This is a genomic window from Stenotrophomonas sp. SY1 (genome assembly GCF_021202945.1).
Taxonomy (GTDB): domain Bacteria; phylum Pseudomonadota; class Gammaproteobacteria; order Xanthomonadales; family Xanthomonadaceae; genus Stenotrophomonas.
Genome location: NZ_JAJOYR010000002.1, coordinates 928,001 through 944,936 on the forward strand (window position 1 = coordinate 928,001; position 16,936 = coordinate 944,936).

At 64.8% G+C, this 16,936-nt stretch carries 13 protein-coding genes; 4 read left to right on the forward strand and 9 right to left on the reverse strand.

The window, feature by feature from the left end; genetic code table 11:
- The first annotated feature begins 320 nt into the window (after window positions 1-320).
- The 3 genes from glk to LR961_RS15705 all read left to right on the forward strand — a co-directional run bounded on the left by glk (window position 321) and on the right by LR961_RS15705 (window position 6,930).
- Complete coding sequence (gene glk, locus LR961_RS15695) at window positions 321-1,442, forward strand: glucokinase (RefSeq protein ID WP_232150876.1); 1,122 nt, start codon at window positions 321-323, stop codon at window positions 1,440-1,442.
- Between the two features lie 14 nt (window positions 1,443-1,456).
- Complete coding sequence (locus LR961_RS15700) at window positions 1,457-4,258, forward strand: TonB-dependent receptor (protein ID WP_232150877.1); 2,802 nt, start codon at window positions 1,457-1,459, stop codon at window positions 4,256-4,258.
- Window positions 4,259-4,602: 344 nt separating this feature from the next.
- The gene (locus tag LR961_RS15705; RefSeq protein ID WP_232150878.1) at window positions 4,603-6,930 is read left to right on the forward strand and encodes a family 20 glycosylhydrolase; all 2,328 of its coding nucleotides are present in this window, start codon (window positions 4,603-4,605) and stop codon (window positions 6,928-6,930) included.
- A 90-nt stretch (window positions 6,931-7,020) separates the two neighbouring features.
- Here the strand turns inward: LR961_RS15705 and LR961_RS15710 are convergent, their stop codons facing one another.
- Window positions 7,021-7,419: a VanZ family protein gene (locus tag LR961_RS15710; protein ID WP_232151171.1), complete on the reverse strand. Its 399-nt coding sequence runs from the start codon at window positions 7,417-7,419 to the stop codon at window positions 7,021-7,023.
- Window positions 7,407-8,591 carry a class I SAM-dependent methyltransferase gene (locus LR961_RS15715; RefSeq protein WP_232150879.1) on the reverse strand — a complete coding sequence of 395 codons (1,185 nt, stop codon included), beginning with the start codon at window positions 8,589-8,591 and terminating at the stop codon, window positions 7,407-7,409. Before LR961_RS15715 ends, LR961_RS15710 begins: the two co-directional genes overlap by 13 nt.
- A gap of 54 nt (window positions 8,592-8,645) precedes the next feature.
- Here LR961_RS15715 and LR961_RS15720 point away from each other — a divergent pair, with 54 nt between their 5' ends.
- On the forward strand, window positions 8,646-9,383 hold the full coding sequence (locus LR961_RS15720) for a pteridine reductase (protein WP_232150880.1): 738 nt from the start codon (window positions 8,646-8,648) through the stop codon (window positions 9,381-9,383).
- Window positions 9,384-9,534: 151 nt separating this feature from the next.
- On the opposite strand, the gene folK is transcribed toward LR961_RS15720, so the two are convergent.
- From folK to LR961_RS15755, 7 genes are all read right to left on the reverse strand, one after another.
- Window positions 9,535-10,017: a 2-amino-4-hydroxy-6-hydroxymethyldihydropteridine diphosphokinase gene (gene folK / locus LR961_RS15725; RefSeq protein WP_232150881.1), complete on the reverse strand. Its 483-nt coding sequence runs from the start codon at window positions 10,015-10,017 to the stop codon at window positions 9,535-9,537.
- 111 nt (window positions 10,018-10,128) lie between these two features.
- Entirely contained in the window at window positions 10,129-11,649 is a 1,521-nt protein-coding gene (locus tag LR961_RS15730) for a response regulator (RefSeq protein ID WP_232150882.1), read from the reverse strand.
- A gap of 6 nt (window positions 11,650-11,655) precedes the next feature.
- Window positions 11,656-12,096: a response regulator gene (locus tag LR961_RS15735; RefSeq protein ID WP_232150883.1), complete on the reverse strand. Its 441-nt coding sequence runs from the start codon at window positions 12,094-12,096 to the stop codon at window positions 11,656-11,658.
- Entirely contained in the window at window positions 12,093-13,913 is a 1,821-nt protein-coding gene (locus LR961_RS15740) for an ATP-binding protein (protein WP_232150884.1), read from the reverse strand. Before LR961_RS15740 ends, LR961_RS15735 begins: the two co-directional genes overlap by 4 nt.
- A 174-nt stretch (window positions 13,914-14,087) precedes the next feature.
- On the reverse strand, window positions 14,088-15,008 hold the full coding sequence (gene gnd / locus LR961_RS15745; RefSeq protein ID WP_232150885.1) for a phosphogluconate dehydrogenase (NAD(+)-dependent, decarboxylating): 921 nt from the start codon (window positions 15,006-15,008) through the stop codon (window positions 14,088-14,090).
- Window positions 14,993-16,177 carry a hypothetical protein gene (locus LR961_RS15750; RefSeq protein ID WP_232151172.1) on the reverse strand — a complete coding sequence of 395 codons (1,185 nt, stop codon included), beginning with the start codon at window positions 16,175-16,177 and terminating at the stop codon, window positions 14,993-14,995. Before LR961_RS15750 ends, gnd begins: the two co-directional genes overlap by 16 nt.
- Window positions 16,178-16,281: 104 nt before the next feature.
- Window positions 16,282-16,830 carry a DUF2242 domain-containing protein gene (locus LR961_RS15755; protein WP_232150886.1) on the reverse strand — a complete coding sequence of 183 codons (549 nt, stop codon included), beginning with the start codon at window positions 16,828-16,830 and terminating at the stop codon, window positions 16,282-16,284.
- Window positions 16,831-16,936 lie beyond the last annotated feature (106 nt).

Sequence of the window (16,936 nt, forward strand, 5' to 3'; positions counted from 1 at the left end):
CGACCCGAGACGGCAGAAGACCCCTTGCGGCAACCGAATTCCGACACCCCGTCCAGCCCGATCCACCCCTGACAACGACGGCCCCAAACCTTGCCAAAAAATTTCACAGACACCAGCCAATTGCCCGACAGCTCCCCCATTCGGCCCTTGCGATTTCAAATGAAATAAAAATATCCCTTTAAATCACTCACATAGGCCATTCAAAAATCCTCCAACGGCGTTGAAAATTTTTTGCACAGCAGCTTGACATCGTTGTCACATAGCACTGAAACTCCGCCTGTCGCGACACCTCCACAGGTGCGCCAACACCGGGGACATACGTGGTTGCCAGGCTGACTTCCGCTTCCAAGCTGACCACCACCGCTTCGCCCGCCCTGCTGGCGGCCGACGTGGGCGGCACGCATGTGCGCGTGGGCCTGGTGCAGCCGGGCACCGATGCCAACGCGCCGCTGTCGATGCTGGCCTACCGCCAGTACCGCTGCGCCGATTACCCCAGCCTCAGCGCGATCCTTGCCGAGTTCCCGGTCAACCACAGCACGCTGGATACCTGCGTCATCGCCAGCGCCGGCTACGCGCTGGCCGACGGCACGGTCATCTCGGCCAACCTGCCGTGGCCGCTGTCGTCCAAGCGCATCCGTCAGGACCTGGGTTACGCCGCCGTGCACGTGGTCAACGACTTCGAAGCCGTCGCCCACGCCGCCGCGCACATCAGCGCAAGCCAGGTACTGCAACTGACCGGGCCGATCGAGGCAACGCGCGGGCCGATCCTGATCATCGGCCCCGGTACCGGCCTGGGTGCGGCGGTGTGGATTCCCACCCGCAATGGCCCTGTCGTGCTGGCCACCGAAGCCGGCCAGGCGTCCTTGGCTGCCACCACCGATCTGGAAGTGGCCGTGCTGCAGCAGATGCTGCATGAGCGCGGCCATGTCTCCATCGAACACGCACTGTCCGGTCCCGGCCTGCTCAACCTCTACAACGCGCTGTGTGCGGTACGCGGTGTCGCCGCCACCCACACCACGCCCGACGCCGTCAGCGCCGCCGCCTGCGCCGGCAGTGATCCGTTGGCCGTGGAAACCCTGGAACTGTTCTGCGGAATCCTCGGTTCGACCATCGGCGACATGGCCCTGCTTTACGGCGCGCAGGGCGGCGTCTACCTGGCCGGCGGCATCCTGCCAAAGATCAGCCAATTCCTATTGAGCAGCACCTTCGTCCAGCGTTTCCTCAACAAGGGGCCGATGGGCAAGGCGCTGCAGAGCATTCCCGTGAAGCTGGTAGAGCACGGGCAACTGGGCGTCATCGGCGCTGCCAGTTGGTATCTGGGACGCGGGGACTCCCTCCCTGACGCACCGCCACCCGCAGTACCGCACATGCATGTCGCGCCGCGCCCATGCACCGACCCGAACCAAACCGCTGCCGGCCAGCACGCCGGAATCCCACAATGATGAGGAGAGACATCATGAGGTACCGCAAGTCCGTACTATCTGCCGCCATCGTCACCTGTCTGAGCTTCTCCGCACACGCGCAGGAAGCAGACAAGAGCGCCACCGACCTTGACCGCGTTGTCGTCACCGGCATCCGCGCCAGCCTGCAGCAGTCGCTGGAAACCAAGCGCAACGCCGATGCCATCGTCGATGTGATCACCGCCGAAGACGTGGGCAAGTTCCCGGCCACCAACGTGGCCGAGGCGATGACCCTGATCCCGGGCGTCACCATCGACCGCGCCTACGGCCAGGGCGAGAAGGTGTCCATCCTGGGCACCGATCCGGCATTGAACCGCACCCTGCTCAACGGCCAGTCCATCGCCTCGGGCGACTGGAACATGTCCGACTTCCCGACCCGTACCTTCAACTACTCGCTGCTGGCACCGGAGCTGGTAGGCAAGGTGGAAGTGTTCAAGTCGCCGGAAGCGCGCATCGACGAAGGCTCGATCGGCGGCACCGTGATCGTCTCCACCCGCAAGCCGCTGGACATGCCGGAGAAGGTCAGCGTTTCCGGGCGTGTCAGCTACGGTCGCAATGACCGCGTCGAGAAGACCGACCCGAGCGCGTCGGCCGCATTCGCGTGGAAGAACGAAGCCGAGAACTTCGGCGTCATCATCTCCGCCCAAGCGTCCAACGAAAGCATCCGCCGTGACGGCATCGAGTCGTACGGCATTGTCCGCGCCAAGGATTACATCGCCGGCGTGGGCGGCGCCAACGGTTCGATCACCAACCTGCCGACCGACTGGTCGGTGGCACCGAATCCGGACGGTTCGCAGCCGACCTCGCCGCCGACCTGCGTGGGCGCCTGTGCCGAGACTGTCTATGCCAACCCGAACGCGGTCGGCCCGAACTCCACCAGCGCGCACTTCTTCGAACAGGAACGCGAGCGCAAGACCTACTCGCTGGCGCTGCAGTTCAAGCCGGTCGAGCAGATGAACATCGAATTGAACGCACTGAAGATCGATGCCAACTTCGATCACATGGCGCAGTCGATGTTCACCCACCAGGGCAACACCTGGAACAGCCTGAAGACGCTCAGCGGTATCACCGTCAAGGATGGCCTGATCACCAGCGCCAGCCACAAGAACGGCCTGGTCGTGTTCGACCTGCAGAACCGCCAGGCGCAGGTGGACTCGGAAACCTACGACATCAAGCTGGAATGGAATGACGAACGCTGGTTCGCCTCCACCCACGTCGGCCGCACCAAGGCCGAGGGTGGCCCGAAGCAGGTGTTCGGCGAATTCCTGGCCCGCACCGATTACACCTGGTCCATCGCCGATGCACCGGGCAAGCCGGGCAGCGTCAACTTCACCGGCAAGAACCCATTCGTGAACCCGGACCAGTTCCAGATGGACGGCGGCTGGGGCGCCAACCCGGACCTGCCGACCTGGAACACCGGCTGGGGCGGCAACCTGGTTGAGAAGCCGACCACCGACGAGGAAACCTACGGTCAGGTCGACTTCGGCATCAAGCTCGACTCGCCGGTGTACCTGGTGCGCTTCGGCTACAAGCAGCGCAAGCACGAAACCACCCAGATCCAGCGCGGTATCGGCCTGGCATCGGTGGCTGGCTATGGCGATGCCAAGGCTTCGGACTTCGATCCGCGCGAACTGCCCGACAACTACCTGAAGGGTTTCAGCGGCTACGGCGACCTGGGCAAGCGCTTCACCATCGATGGCTGGAAGCTGGCCGACTACATCACCAGTGGCGACTGGCTGGCACCGTGGCAGACCATGCCGGTGGTGTCGCCGTTCAGCGCCGAGGAGTTCGCCCGCAACAACTGGTCGATCAACGAAGACATCGGCGCCGCCTACCTGCAGGCCGACTTCAGCTTCGACCGCCTGCGCGGCAACATCGGCGTGCGCTACGTGCGTACCGACCTGGAATCGGGCAGCTATGCCTGCAATACCGGCCTTGCCGGCTGCACCCAGGCCAGCTGGTCGGCCGAACGACTGGCTGCTTCGTATGACCCGGTGGTGGTGAAGAACAAGTACAGCAATGTGCTGCCCAACCTGAACCTGGTATTCGACGCCACCGACAAGCTGGTGCTGCGTGCCTCGGCCGCCAAGACCATCGCTCGTCCGAACTACACCGACGTGTCCTCGTACCTGTGGCTGTCCGACACCGCCCTGACCGGCGGCGGCGGCAACCCGGAACTGGAGCCGTACAAGTCCACCAACCTGGACTTCTCGGCCGAGTGGTACTTCGCCGAGAACGCGATCCTGGCCGGTTCGATCTTCTACCGCGACGTGGCTGACTACATCCTCACCGAGTCCACCCCGGAAACGCACTGGAACCAGAACCAGAACAAGAACGACACCTACATGGTCGACCGTCCGCGCAACGCCGGTGACGCCAAGATCAAGGGCTACTCGCTGGCCTGGCAGCAGAACTTCGGCCTGGGCTTCGGCATCGTCGCCAACTACACCTACTCCGATGGTGAAGCCACCGACGGCCGTCCGCTGCCGTTCAACTCGAAGAACCAGTTCAACATCAGCCCGTTCTTCGAGAACGACAACTGGACCGCACGCGTGACCTACGGCTGGCGTGACAAGTACTTCACCCAGGTCAGTGCCGGCCGCGAACTGTGGACCATGGACTACGCATCGCTGGATGCATCGGTGGCCTACCAGATCACCGAAAACCTGTCCGTCGGCCTGGATGCGATGAACCTGCTCGATGAGGAGTACCACTCCTACTCCGGCGTGGAGCAGCTCACCCGCGGTGCCTACCTGAGCGGCCGTCGCTACAACGCCTCGCTGCGCTTTGCCTTCTAAGGCGCAGCACTGAACCAACCGTTTCATCCGCTGTTTTTCTCCTCCAGCGGGCCTGGGGTTTCCAGGCCCGCTTTTTTTTTTGAGATAACAGTTCGCTCTTTCAGTCGTCACTCCCACACGGCGGCACGTCAATCGATACCAGCCGGCCGATTGCGGCTGTTTCTTCCAGACGATGAAAGGGAAGAATCAAAGGAAAAGTACGAGCGTTCCCGCCCGCGCTGGAGTGGCGCGTGCAAAGACCGCCCGGCCCTGAAAGGGGCAATGCAACGCAGCCCCAGAACAGCCAGGCAAAGCCCCACCCAACGCATCACGCCTGACCGAACCATCCATTACCCGGAACACACATGACCCGACTGCAAACGCACCTTCCCGTCCGCAGCCTGTTGGCCAGTTGTCTGATGCTGGGCGCCAGCCTCACCGCTTCGGCTGCCGTCCATGCGCCGCCCTCGCTGGCCATTCCCGTCATTCCCGCACCGCAGCAGGTGCAGGCAAGCAGCGCCGGTTACACCGTCAACGCGCGCAGCCGCATCAGCGGCAACGATGACGCGGCACGTACCGTCGCCTCACAGTTCACCCAGCTGCTGGGCAAGACCTCCCCACTCCAGCTCGCCGTGGCCGACAGCGCCAAGGCAGTCGCCGATATTCATTTCCTTCTGGAGCCGGCCAAGGCCGATGCCGTGGAAGGCAGCTATCGTCTTGATGTCACCGCCAAAGGCATCACCGTGCGCGCGGGCAGCAGCGCCGGCCTGTTCCATGGCGCGATGACGTTGCTGCAGATGCTCACCCCGGCCAGCACGGCCGATGTCGCCGTGCCTGCGGTCAGCATCACCGATGCCCCGCGTTTTTCCTGGCGCGGCTTCATGCTCGACTCGGCCCGTCACTTCCAGAGCGTGGACGACATCAAGCTGCTGATCGATGCGATGGCATTGCACAAGCTCAACGTGCTGCATTGGCATCTCACCGACGACCAGGGTTGGCGCATGGAGATCAAGCGCTATCCCAAGCTCACCGAGATCGGCAGCTGCCGCGCGCCGGCGGGCGAAGCCGGCATCAAGGCCGATGGCACGCCCAACCTGTATTGCGGCTACTACACGCAGGAGCAGATCCGCGACGTGGTGGCCTATGCGTCCTCGCGCCACATCACCGTGGTGCCGGAAATCGACGTGCCCGGCCATGCCCAGGCGGCGGTTGCGGCCTATCCGGAACACGGCGTGGTCGATGGCCCGACCCAACCCTCGGCGAACTGGGGCGTGAACCCCTATCTGTTCAACCCGCGCGAGGAAACCCTGCAGTTCCTGGAAAACATCCTGGCCGAAGTCATCGAGATGTTCCCCGGCCAGTACGTCCACATCGGCGGCGACGAAGCCGTGAAGTACCAGTGGCAGGCCTCGCCGCAGGTGCAGGCGCACATCCGCGCGCTCGGCCTGAAGGATGAGGAAGCGCTGCAGTCATACATGCTCAAGCGTCTGGAAAAGTATCTGGAAGACCACGACCGCAAGCTGATCGGCTGGGATGAAATCATCGAAGGCGGCCTGCCGCCGCAGGCGACGGTGATGTCCTGGCGCGGCATCGAAGGCGGCATCGAAGCAGCCCAGCATGGCCATGATGTGGTGATGACGCCGGGCAACACGCTGTACCTGGATTTCCTGCAGACCAACCTGCCGGGCGAGCCGCCGGGCCGCCCGAAGTTCACCTCGATGCAGCGCATCTACGCCTTCGACCCGGTGCCGGCGCAGCTCAACGCCGCCCAGCGCAAGCACGTCCTCGGCGTCCAGGCCAACATGTGGACCGAGCACACCCGCACCACCGCACGACTGCAACACAACGTGTTCCCGCGCATGGCCGCGCTGGCCGAGATTGCGTGGACGCCGCTGGAACGCAAGAGCTACGACGATTTCCTCAGCCGCCTGCCGGCGCAGTTGCAGCGCTATCGGGCGCTGGGCATCGGCTATGGCCAGACCGCCCTGTCGGTGGCGATGAAGCGCCAGGACGACCGCGTCGGCGGCAAGGTCACGGTGGAACTGTCCAACCCGCTCAGCTACCGCGATGTCCGTTACACCACCGACGGCAGCACGCCCACCGCACAGTCGCCCAGCTACGGCGACGCACTGACCCTGCCGGTACCAACCGAACTGAAGGCAATGGCGTTCTTCAACGGCAAGCCGTTGAGCGATGCGCCCAGCAGCTGGACCCTGGATGCAGCCTCACAGTTGAGCCGTACCGACAAGACCCTGGCCCAATGCCCGGAAGGTGGGCGCCTGCAACTGCGACTGGAAGACGACAATCCGCTCGATGGCCCACGCGAATCCTTCGACGTGACCATCTTCAATCCGTGCTGGCTGTGGAAGGACGTGCAGTTGCAGGGGCTGGCTTCGGTCAAGGTGCGCGCCGGGCGCATTCCGTACAACTTCGGCCTGCTGCACCACGAAGAAGCCAAGCGCGGCTATCGCAAGCCGATAGCCAAACATGGGGAGTTCGAAGTGCGTGCCGGTTGCCACGGTCGCGTGCTGGCCTCTGCACCGCTGCCGGAGAACCCCGGTGCCGATGGCTTCATCGAACTGGAAGCACCACTGCGCACCGGCCCTGAGCAGGTCAGCGACCTGTGCATCACCTTCAGCGGCGACACCCGTCCGCAGATGTGGGTGCTGAACAAGGTGGAGCTGGGGCTCTAAGCGCCGGCAATTGGGGATTGGTAGAGCGGAGCCATGCTCCGCTGCGGCATTACCGGTGATGTCATTGCCGAGCATGGCTCGGCACTACCTCTAATCCCTGCGTTGCAGGCGCAGCAGCAGGTCGCGCAGCGGCGTCAGCGCAATCGCCATGCCGGCCAGCACGCCAATGCTGTTGGCCAGCACATCCATCGGATCGGCGACGCGGTTGTCGGTCAGCGCGCCCTGCAAGCCTTCAATGCCCATCCCCAGCACCAACAAGCCCAACGCCACTGCGCACAGCGCGCGGCGCGTGGCGAACAGCTGCACCGCGCTGGCGGAAAGCAGGAAGTAGGCAAGGAAGTGCTCGACCTTGTCGCTGTTGGGTGGCAACCCCAAGGGTGGCGGCGGGATCAGGCACACCACCACCAGCGCCAACACCGCCATGCACCACAGCAACAACCAGAAGCGCTGGTTGCGCAGCGGCTTGAGTACTGAACTCACAGGCGCCAGGTCAGGTCGCCCATCAGGAACGAGGCCGACATGTCCACATCACGGCTGAAGGCCATCACCTGGAAGCGCTCGCCCATCTCGGTCGGCAGGGTCAGCCGCTTGAGCTGGTCACGCAGGCGCATGCGCCCCACTTCGTCGGTGCGTTCCTCGGCCTGTTCCAGCAAGCCGGTGATGCCATTGCCCAACAGGAAGCTGGCCTGGTTGCAGTAGCCGGCCAGGTCGAAGCCGGCGTTGGTGCCGGCCTCGGCCAGCGCGGTGAAATCCACCGATGCGGTGATGTCCTGCAGCCCTGGCCACAGGAACACGTCGTTGTGCACGCGGTGGCGGTAGAACGCGCGCAGCGTGCCGTCGGTGCGGTCGTGCTGGTAGAACTCGGCACGCGGATAGCCGTAGTCGACAAACAACATCGCGCCGCGCTGCATGCCGCCGGCCACCGCCTGGATCCAGTACGGCAACTGCGGCAGCACTTCGGAGCGATAGTCCTGTGCCAACGGGCGTTCCAGGTAGCGTTCGATATGCCGCACCGAGGCGGTGATCAGCGCGTCGGCCGGCTGCGCACCGCGCACGAAACGGCCTTCACCATCAAGCTCGACGGTTTCCTCGTAGATCTCGCCTTCGCTGATCCGGAAGCGTGGCGTCGGCAGCGCATCGATCACTTCGTTGGCGAACAGCACGCCGTCCCAGTCGTCATCGAACGGACGGTCCAGCCATTCCACCAGCGCGAACACCGGTGGGATCAGGGCTTTCTCCAGGCGCTCGCGCTGGCGCTCGCGCAGGTCCGCACTGGGTTCGAGGATGGCGTAGCGCTCGGGCAGCGCGTCCAGCTCCAGCAGGCGCTTGAGCATGATCTCGGCGAAGGCACCACTGCCGCCGCCCAGCTCCAGCATGCGTGCCTGCGGGCCCAGCTGCTGCAGCACCGGCGCCACCGCGTTGGCGGTGGTCGCGGCGAACAGCGGGCCCATTTCCGGCGAGGTGACGAAATCACCGGCCGCACCGAACTTGCTGGCGCCGGCGCTGTAATAGCCCCAACCCGGGGCATACAGGGCCAGCTCCATGAAGCGCGAGAATGGCACTGCACCGCCCTGGGCGCAGATGTCGGCACGCAGGTGCGCGGCCAGCTGATCGCTGTGCGCGAGTGCGTCGGGATCGGGCGTGGGCAGGTCGGAATGCATGGGACGGCGGTTTACGGAGACAATGCACAGGATAGCCGAGTGAGGAAACCGCAGATGACAGAATTCCAACGGGTGGCCCTGGTCACCGGCAGCGCGCGCCGCATCGGCGCGACCATCGCCCGCCACCTGCACGCCCACGGCTATCGCGTCGCCCTGCATGCGCACCAGTCCAGCGAGGAGCTGCAATCGTTGGCCTTCGACCTGGAAAGCGAGCGCGCCGGCAGCGTGCTGGCGGTGGAGGCGGACCTGCGCGACCCGACCAGCCTGCCGGACCTGGTCGAGCAGGTGGTCAGCCATTTCGGCCGGCTGGATGCGCTGGTCAACAACGCCTCCAACTTCTTCCCTACCCCGTTCGGGCAGGTACAGGTGGAACAGTGGGATGACCTGTTCGCGGTGAATGCGCGGGCGCCGTTCTTCCTGGCCCAGGCGGCAGCCGAGCACCTGATCAAGCAGCGCGGCGCGATCGTCAACCTGACCGACCTGCACGCCACCCAGCCACTGCGCGACCACCCGGCCTACTGCGCGGCCAAGGCCGCGCTGGAGATGACCACCCGCTCATTGGCGCTGGAACTGGCCCCGCATGTGCGGGTCAACGCCATCGCCCCCGGTGCCATCCTCTGGCCGGAACAGGGCAAGAGCGAGCAGGCCAAGCAGAAGCTGATGGAGCGCACGCCGATGGCACGCATCGGCACCCCGCACGAGATCGCCTCGACGGTGCGCTGGCTACTGGATGACGCCGGCTACATCACCGGGCAGACGCTGCGGCTGGACGGCGGCCGGACCCTGACCTGAGCCGGGATTGGCGCCTGATCCAAGCCCAGCGATGGAGCGCAGCCATGCTGCGCTGAGGCCTTATCGATGAATGCCGCTTGTCCCGGGCATCAAGCTTGCCGAGCATGGCTCGGCACTACCCGGCCTTGCTGCTGCCGAGCATCGCTCGGCGTTACAGCGCCACCGTGTCGAACGCCTGCCCATGCTGCGGGTGCTGCTGCCACATCTGTGCCAGCGTCAGCTTCTGCACCGGGTCAACGAAATCCGGGGCGATGTCGGCCAGCGGCTTGAGCACGAATGCATGCTTCAACTCCGGCCTTGGAATACGCAGGTTCTTCGGGCCTTCCATCACCAGGTCGCCGTAATAGACCACGTCGATATCCAGGGTGCGGTCGCTGAAGCGCGGGCCGGATCGGTCACGACCATGCGCGTCTTCCACCGCATGCAGCCACTCATCCAGCGCGATCAACGGCAGCTCGGTTTCCAGCATCACCGCGTTGTTGAGGAAGTCCGGGCCATCGAAGCCTACTGCTGGCGTGCGGTAGGCCGGTGATACGTGGATGTGGCCAAAGCGCTCGCGCAGCACCTCCACGGCAGAGCGCAGATGCTGCTGCGGGTCGAGATTGCTGCCCAGGCTGAGAAGCACAATGGTCATGGAGATGGCTTGCCTGCGGGCGCCCGCTTCAGCGCAGGCCGCCCCGCGCGTGGTGGGGCCGACATGATAGGGCAGCAGGCGCATGCCAGCACACGCCCGCTGCAACGATCCTCAATCCGTACCCAGCGCGTCGGCAACAGCGCGGAACACACGCTGCATCTCCAGCGGCTTGGGCAGCACGTGCACGCTGATGCCCGACGGCGCCTGACCATCACCGAATGCCGGCACCTGCGCATCCTCCAGCACGATGGCCGGGCCGCGATAGCCCATTGCCTGCATTTCCAGCAGCAGCTGCTCGGCCGAAAGCAGCGGGATGCCGCTGTCCACCAGCACCACGTCCGGCAGCCCGGCGTCCTGCATCAGCCGCATGGCCACCGCACCGTCGCTGGCCAGGCGCATGCGGTAGCCCTGGCTGGACAGCGCGTTGCCCAGCAGCGACAGCCGCGTGGCCTCGTCATCCACCACCAGCAGGCGCTCCCCCCGACCCGGACGGATCGCCGGCAGCTGCTGGCCGGTCTCGGCCGTGCCGATCTCATGCAGCGGCAGCAGCAGGTCGAACGTGGTACCTACGCCTGGGCTGCTACGCACCTGGATCAGCCCACCGATGCTCTCCACGATGCGCCGGCATGACACCAGGCCCAGGCCGGTGCCGTCGGCCTTGGTCGTGAAGAACGGGCTGAACATGCGTTGCAGGGTGTCCGCATCCATGCCCACGCCGTCGTCGCTGACCCGGATCCGCACCTGCCCCGATTCGGTGCCGTGATTGCGCTCTGCCACCAGGCTCAGGCGCCCGCCTTCCGGCATGGCCTGGATGCCATTGAGCGAAAGGTTCAACAGCACCTGCTGCAGTTCGGTGTAATTGGCCTCGATCACCATGCGGTCGTCGGACACCTCCAGATGCAGCTCCACGTTCGGCGGCATGCTGCTCCTGAGCAGCATGCCCACCGCCTGGAACAGCCGTTGCAGCACGATGCGCTCGCTGGGCTGGCGCGAGCCACGCACGAAGGACAGCATCGAATCCACCATTTCGTGACCACGCCGCCCGCACTCGGCGATGACGTCGGCCAGACGGGTGATCTTGGGGTCGTCACTGCGGTCACGGATCAGGTCCGGCACGATCAGCAGCGGCTGCAGGATGTTGCGCAGGTCATGGCCCAGCCCGGCAGCCAGCATCGCCAGGCTTTCCAGGCGCTGGGCGCGCATCAGTTCCTCTTCCACGTGCCTGCGCTCGATCTCGCTGCGCGCCTCGCGGATGGAACGGGTCACCGCCGAAGGCAGGCGCGCGGGCTGGTGCTTGATGATGTAGTCGTTGGCGCCCTGCTGCAGCGCCTTCACCGCCATTTCCTCGCCCATGGTGCCGGAGACGAAGATGAAGGGAACCTGCGGGTGCACTTCGCGCAGGATGGCCAGCGCCTGGTAACCAGAGAACCCCGGCATGCTCACGTCCGAGAGCACGATGTCCGGCGTCCATTCCTGGAGCGCCTGGCGCATCGCCGCTTCGTTGTCCACGCACTCGAAACCGGCCTGCAGGCCGGCATCAAGCAACTGGTCGGCAACCAGCTCTGCATCCTCCGGTGAATCCTCCACCAGCAGGATGCGCAATGCGCCCAACGATGTGTCCTTGTTAGGCATGGGCGCTCACTCTTGTTCCGGCGGCTGGTTGATCACGGCCCAGAAGATGCCGATGGTTTTGACGGCCTTGAAGAACTGTTCGATGTTCACCGGCTTGACCACGTAGGCATTCACGCCCAGGTCCCAGCTGCGCGCCAGATCGCTTTCCTCGCGCGAGGAAGACAGGATCACCACCGGCAGCCGCTTGAGTTCCTCCTCGGCACGGATCCGCTGCAGCACTTCCAGCCCGTCCATGCGCGGCATCTTGATATCCAGCAGCAGCACGACCGGATGGCCCTCTTCACGGTTGGCGTAGGCGCCCTTGCGCAGCAGGAAATCAAGCGCTTCGACACCATCCTCGACATGCACGATGGGGTTGGACAGATTGGCGTCACGCAGCGCGTCAATCGCCATCTCGGCGTCGGCGGCGCTGTCTTCAGCTAGGAGAATCGTGCGTAGCGGGGTCATACCAGAGCGTCCTTGTGATGTGCTTCTGAAACATGTGGAACGATGAAATTGAAGGTGGCTCCCTTGTCCACCTGGGCTTCGGCCCATACCCGCCCGCCGTGGCGGGTGAGCACCCTGCGCACGCTGGCAAGGCCAATGCCGGTACCGGCGTACTCGGAGTTCTTGTGCAGGCGCTGGAACACGCCAAACAGTTTGGAGGCGTACTGCATGTCGAAGCCGGCACCGTTGTCGGTCACCGAGAACTGGTGGCTGCCGTCGGCCAGTTGCCGGGCCGAGACCTGGATCACCGCCTTGCTGCGACCGGCCGTGTACTTGACCGCGTTGCCAAGCAGGTTCAGCCACACCTGGCGCATCATGTTCTCGTCGGCCACCAGTACCGGCAGCGCGCCGATGTGCCATTCCACCTCGCGCACCTGGCCATTGCCGTCGGCTTCGGCACGCAGGTTGGAATCCAGCAGCGAGCAGGTGTCGGCCGCCAGCGACTGCATGTCCACCGGCTGCATGCGCATGGCGCCACGGCCCAATCGTGAATACACCAGCAGGTCGTCGATCAGTTCGGCCATGCGTCGCGCCGAATCGCTGATCACCTGCAGGTAATGCCGTGTCTTCTCGTCGGCGTCCTCGCCCAGGTGCTTGCCCAGTTTCTCGGAGAAGCCGGCCACGTGCCGCAGCGGTGCGCGCAGGTCGTGCGATACCGAATAACTGAAGGCTTCCAGCTCGCGATTGACATCGGCCATCTGCTCGACCTTGCCCTCCAGCTGCCGGTTCAACTCCTCAACCCGCACCTGCACGGCACGTTGCAGGGTGATGTCGCTGACCGTCATCAACACCACTTCCTCGTCGTCCATGTCCGGCAACGGCATGCGCCTGGCGTTGATCAGCATGGTGCGAACCATGCCATCGACCCCGCGTTGCTCGTGCTCGTAATCCCACAGTTCGCGGCCACGCAGCAACACGTCGGCAAGGCGCTGGCGGATGATGCTGTCGTTCCACGCGCCCTCGCCGATGTCCTGCAACCGGCGCTGGTTGATGTCCTGGCAATCGGCGCCGTACAACTCGGAAAACGCCGTGTTGTGCAGCACGATGCGCAACTGCTCATCGAGCAGCACGATCGGCTCGCGCACGGTCTGCAGCACCGAGTTGGCGCGGGCGCTGGCCTTGCTCAGCCGTTGCTCGGCATAGGCGCGGATGCCGATCTGGCGCTTGAGCAGCCACAACACCAGCCACAGCAGCAACAGCTGCACCACCAGCGCCGTCCAGCTCACCAGCGCCGACAGTTTCTGCTGGCTGCGGGCCTTGAGCGTGCGATCCACCAGCAGTGCGTTTTCATGGCTCTGCAGTGCTTCCACTTCCTGGCGGATCGGATACTGGAAGGTCATCTCCTCGATCAGCTCACGCTGCCGCGGTGACTCAGGGGTGCTCGCGATTTCCTTGGCCAGCGCCATGCGCCGGCCGAGCATCGCGTCGATCTTGCCGATGCGCACCAGCTGTTCGGGACTGTCGCTGAGCAGCCGCGCCAGTTCGTCCAGGTTGCCGCTGATGCGCTCGGCCTGGTGCAGGCGATTACGCAGAGCGTTCGAACTCACCCCCTTGGACAGGGTCAGCGCTGCGGTTTCGGCGTCACGGATATCGGCTTGCAGGCTGTACACGCGGGCGCCCACCGCCTGGGCATGGGCCAGCCAGTTGGCGGTATTGACGCTTTCCTGGGACAGCCGCTGCAAGGTCAGCGCGGGCACGATGATGATCAGCAGCGCAGCCAGCCCGAGCCCGATCAGATGCCGGCGGCTCCATTCATCGTCGGTGAATCGCGCTGCCATCCCTTCCCCTTCGCCCTGGCAGAGACCGGCAACGGCCCTGCCCGTACGTCATCGATGGTGGTAACCGGGAGCCATTATTGTCTCGTTCAAGACAATATCGCTGACCTATCGACCAAGGATTGCATGAATTGGGGAATCAGTGAACGCAGTCCTTCCGACTTTGCGACCCCCGCATCACTTGCCGGGTTGGACACCGGTGGACTTGATGGCGTGGCCCCCGAACTCATTGCGCATGGCGGCCAGCAGGCGATCCGTGAAGGAATTGGTTTCACGCGAACGCAACCGTTCCAGCAAGGACAGCGTGATGATCGGTGCCGGCACGTCCAGTTCGATGGCCTCACTTACGGTCCAGCGCCCTTCACCAGAATCCTCCACGTACGGCGCAATGCCCTCCAGGCTGGCGTTCTGGGCCAGCACGTCGGCGCTGAGGTCCAGCAGCCAGGAGCGCACCACGCTGCCGTGCCGCCACACTTCGGCCAGCTGCGCCAGGTCCAGATCGAACTCGGCCTTCTTCTGCATCAGCGCAAAGCCTTCGGCATAGGCCTGCATCATTCCGTACTCGATGCCGTTGTGGACCATCTTGCTGAAGTGGCCCGCACCGACCGGACCGACGTGCGCCCAGCCACGGTCGGCAGCCGGCGCCAGCGCCTGGAACAACGGTGACAGCCGCTGCACCTGCGCGGCATCGCCGCCAAGCATCAGGCAATAGCCTTCACGCAGGCCCCAGATGCCGCCGCTGGTGCCGCAGTCCACGAAATCGACCTGATGCGTGCCGCACAGCACTGCCCGACGCTGCGAATCCCGGTACCAGGAATTGCCGCCGTCGATCACCACATCCTGTGCCGCCAGCAACGGCAGCAGCGCCTCCAGCGTTGCATCCACCACCTTGGAGGGCACCATCAGCCACAGCACGCGCGGCGTCGGCAATGCCTGCACCAGTGCCTGCAATGTTTCCACGGTGGCGATGCCCGTTTCGCTCACCTGCGCGCGCGCCGCTTCGCCGGGATCGAAGCCGGTCACCGTGATGCCCGCCTGGTGCAGGCGCTGCGCCATGTTGGCGCCCATGCGGCCCAGCCCGATCATGCCAAGTTCCATGTTCCATCTCCGTGTGTCGTGTGGGTAACAGTGTTGGCGCAGTCACGCAGCCGGGCATCTAGCCAGCGTCGGAACAGCGTCGTATGCAGGTTGTGCAGCGCCAGGTCGATGCTGAAAGGCGTGCGTGGGTTGCGATCGAGCAGGCGGACGATGTGGTACCCCAGCGGGCGCACGCCTTTGTCGTGTACGTAGATCTGCAGCTGGCGGTACACCGGGTCGGCCAGCAGCGCATCGATCTGCGCCAGCGTCGCCTGTTGCTGCGGTGACAGTTGCACACGCAGCTCCCGGTCACGCTCATGCAGCAGCCGTTCGAAGTGACGCCCGCCGCGATCCGGCAGCTGTCGCGAAAGCTCCCATATCTGCCGGTTCAACGCGTCGTAATGGGCAAAGCCGCCGTGTCGCGCCAGTGCCTCGGCCGCGTCCTGGCTGATGTCGGTGATGACGAAGTTCTCGGCCTGGTTGTTGATGTCATCCAGGAACCGCTTATCGAACACATGCTCGATGAAGCCGGGCGCAGCCATGAACGCCTGCCGCCCCAGCGCTGCTGTCCGCACCGCCTTGCCATCGGCAAAGAACTCGCCTGCGCGGCTGCCCAGCAGGATGCTCTGCGTGTCGTGCAGGGTCAGGAAGGTGCCGATCGACAACTCGCCGGCAGTGAACTCGCGGTCGAACAGCGCATCGCCGTACAACTCGCGCTGCGTGGCCAACTGCGCAACCTGCCGCCCCACCCCGCATTCGGAACGCACCTGCCCGGAGTAGAACGCATCCAGCGCACGCGAATTACTTCCATTCGGCGCATAGCCGCGGCCGAAACTGCGGAAGCGCTGCCACCCCTGCGCGTTGGCGCCACGCATGCCGAAACCAATCCAGCCCATCTGCACGGCAGTGAACCGGTAGCCGTCGTTGGCCTGCAGGCGCGCGGTTGCCGCGCGCGTCGCATCGCCCAGCTTGAACAGATAGGCGCACAGGCTGGCCGGTTGCTGCAGCAGCTCCGCAGCCAGCTGTTCGCGCTGCGCCACGTCGTAGTACCGGGGCAGCTGCACGCGCAGATCGTGATGCGCCTGCGCATCGACCAGCGACGCGCGTTGGCAGGGCGAACCGGCGGTGATCATCGGCTCGCGCTGGTCCGTTGCCGTCACCTGCCAGCCAAGTTCGCGCAGCAGGGTCATTCCGCAGTTTTCAGCGGCCAATGCGGCCGGCGCGGTCAGCGTCGCGACAAGGGCCAGCAACAGCGCGCGGCTGGTGGACAAACCCTCACCGCGCACCGGAACGGTCACCGGACCGGAGCCGCATCCGTTGGCGCCGGGCGCATCTGCTCCACATACTGCTGCAGGCGTTCGAAGAAATTGCGATAGAACAACGCGTCCTGCACGGTGCTGCTGGCCACGCGCACCAGTGAATCGTCATTGCTGCCGAACGGCAGCGATACCGAACCCAATGCGCCGACACCGACACTGGCCGAGGTCGGTGACTTCTTCAGCGCGTAGCGGTCCTGCACCGCACTGACGAACACCTGCGCGTTGCCATCGCCACGTGCCGCGCACGACACCCGCAGCACCAGCTGCTCGTGTACTTCGTCCTTGGGCTGGAAGTTCTTGCTGCCTTCCACCTGCGCCGCATCGGCGCTGCTGATCGCATAGCCCTGCCCCAGCAGCACGCGGCGCGCCGCTTCACAGGCACGTGCCGGGGCGACATCGACATTGCGTGCGTAGGTGTCGCCGGAATTGAAGGATTCGTGCAGCAAGGTGCTGTTGGCGGCCTTGCCACCACAGGCAACCAGCAGCGGCAGAAGGAACACCCCATGCAATGGACGCATGCGCATAGGCTCACCACGTTAGCGAAGGCCCAAAGCATAACGCCGCCAACGTACATCGACGTTGACGGCGTCTTTCACGCATGTCCGGAGTTCAGGCCGGACTCACCGTGTC

Excerpts from the sequence above, each read along its gene's own strand:
- LR961_RS15730 (WP_232150882.1), bottom strand. The coding sequence starts at position 11,649 with ATGCCTAACAAGGACACATCGTTGGGCGCATTGCGCATCCTGCTGGTG.
- LR961_RS15740 (WP_232150884.1), bottom strand. The coding sequence starts at position 13,913 with ATGGCAGCGCGATTCACCGACGATGAATGGAGCCGCCGGCATCTGATC.
- gnd (WP_232150885.1), bottom strand. The coding sequence starts at position 15,008 with ATGGAACTTGGCATGATCGGGCTGGGCCGCATGGGCGCCAACATGGCG.
- LR961_RS15705 (WP_232150878.1), top strand. The coding sequence starts at position 4,603 with ATGACCCGACTGCAAACGCACCTTCCCGTCCGCAGCCTGTTGGCCAGT.
- LR961_RS15715 (WP_232150879.1), bottom strand. The coding sequence starts at position 8,591 with ATGCATTCCGACCTGCCCACGCCCGATCCCGACGCACTCGCGCACAGC.
- LR961_RS15750 (WP_232151172.1), bottom strand. The coding sequence starts at position 16,177 with ATGACCCTGCTGCGCGAACTTGGCTGGCAGGTGACGGCAACGGACCAG.
- folK (WP_232150881.1), bottom strand. The coding sequence starts at position 10,017 with ATGACCATTGTGCTTCTCAGCCTGGGCAGCAATCTCGACCCGCAGCAG.
- LR961_RS15755 (WP_232150886.1), bottom strand. The coding sequence starts at position 16,830 with ATGCGCATGCGTCCATTGCATGGGGTGTTCCTTCTGCCGCTGCTGGTT.
- LR961_RS15735 (WP_232150883.1), bottom strand. The coding sequence starts at position 12,096 with ATGACCCCGCTACGCACGATTCTCCTAGCTGAAGACAGCGCCGCCGAC.
- LR961_RS15700 (WP_232150877.1), top strand. The coding sequence starts at position 1,457 with ATGAGGTACCGCAAGTCCGTACTATCTGCCGCCATCGTCACCTGTCTG.
- LR961_RS15720 (WP_232150880.1), top strand. The coding sequence starts at position 8,646 with ATGACAGAATTCCAACGGGTGGCCCTGGTCACCGGCAGCGCGCGCCGC.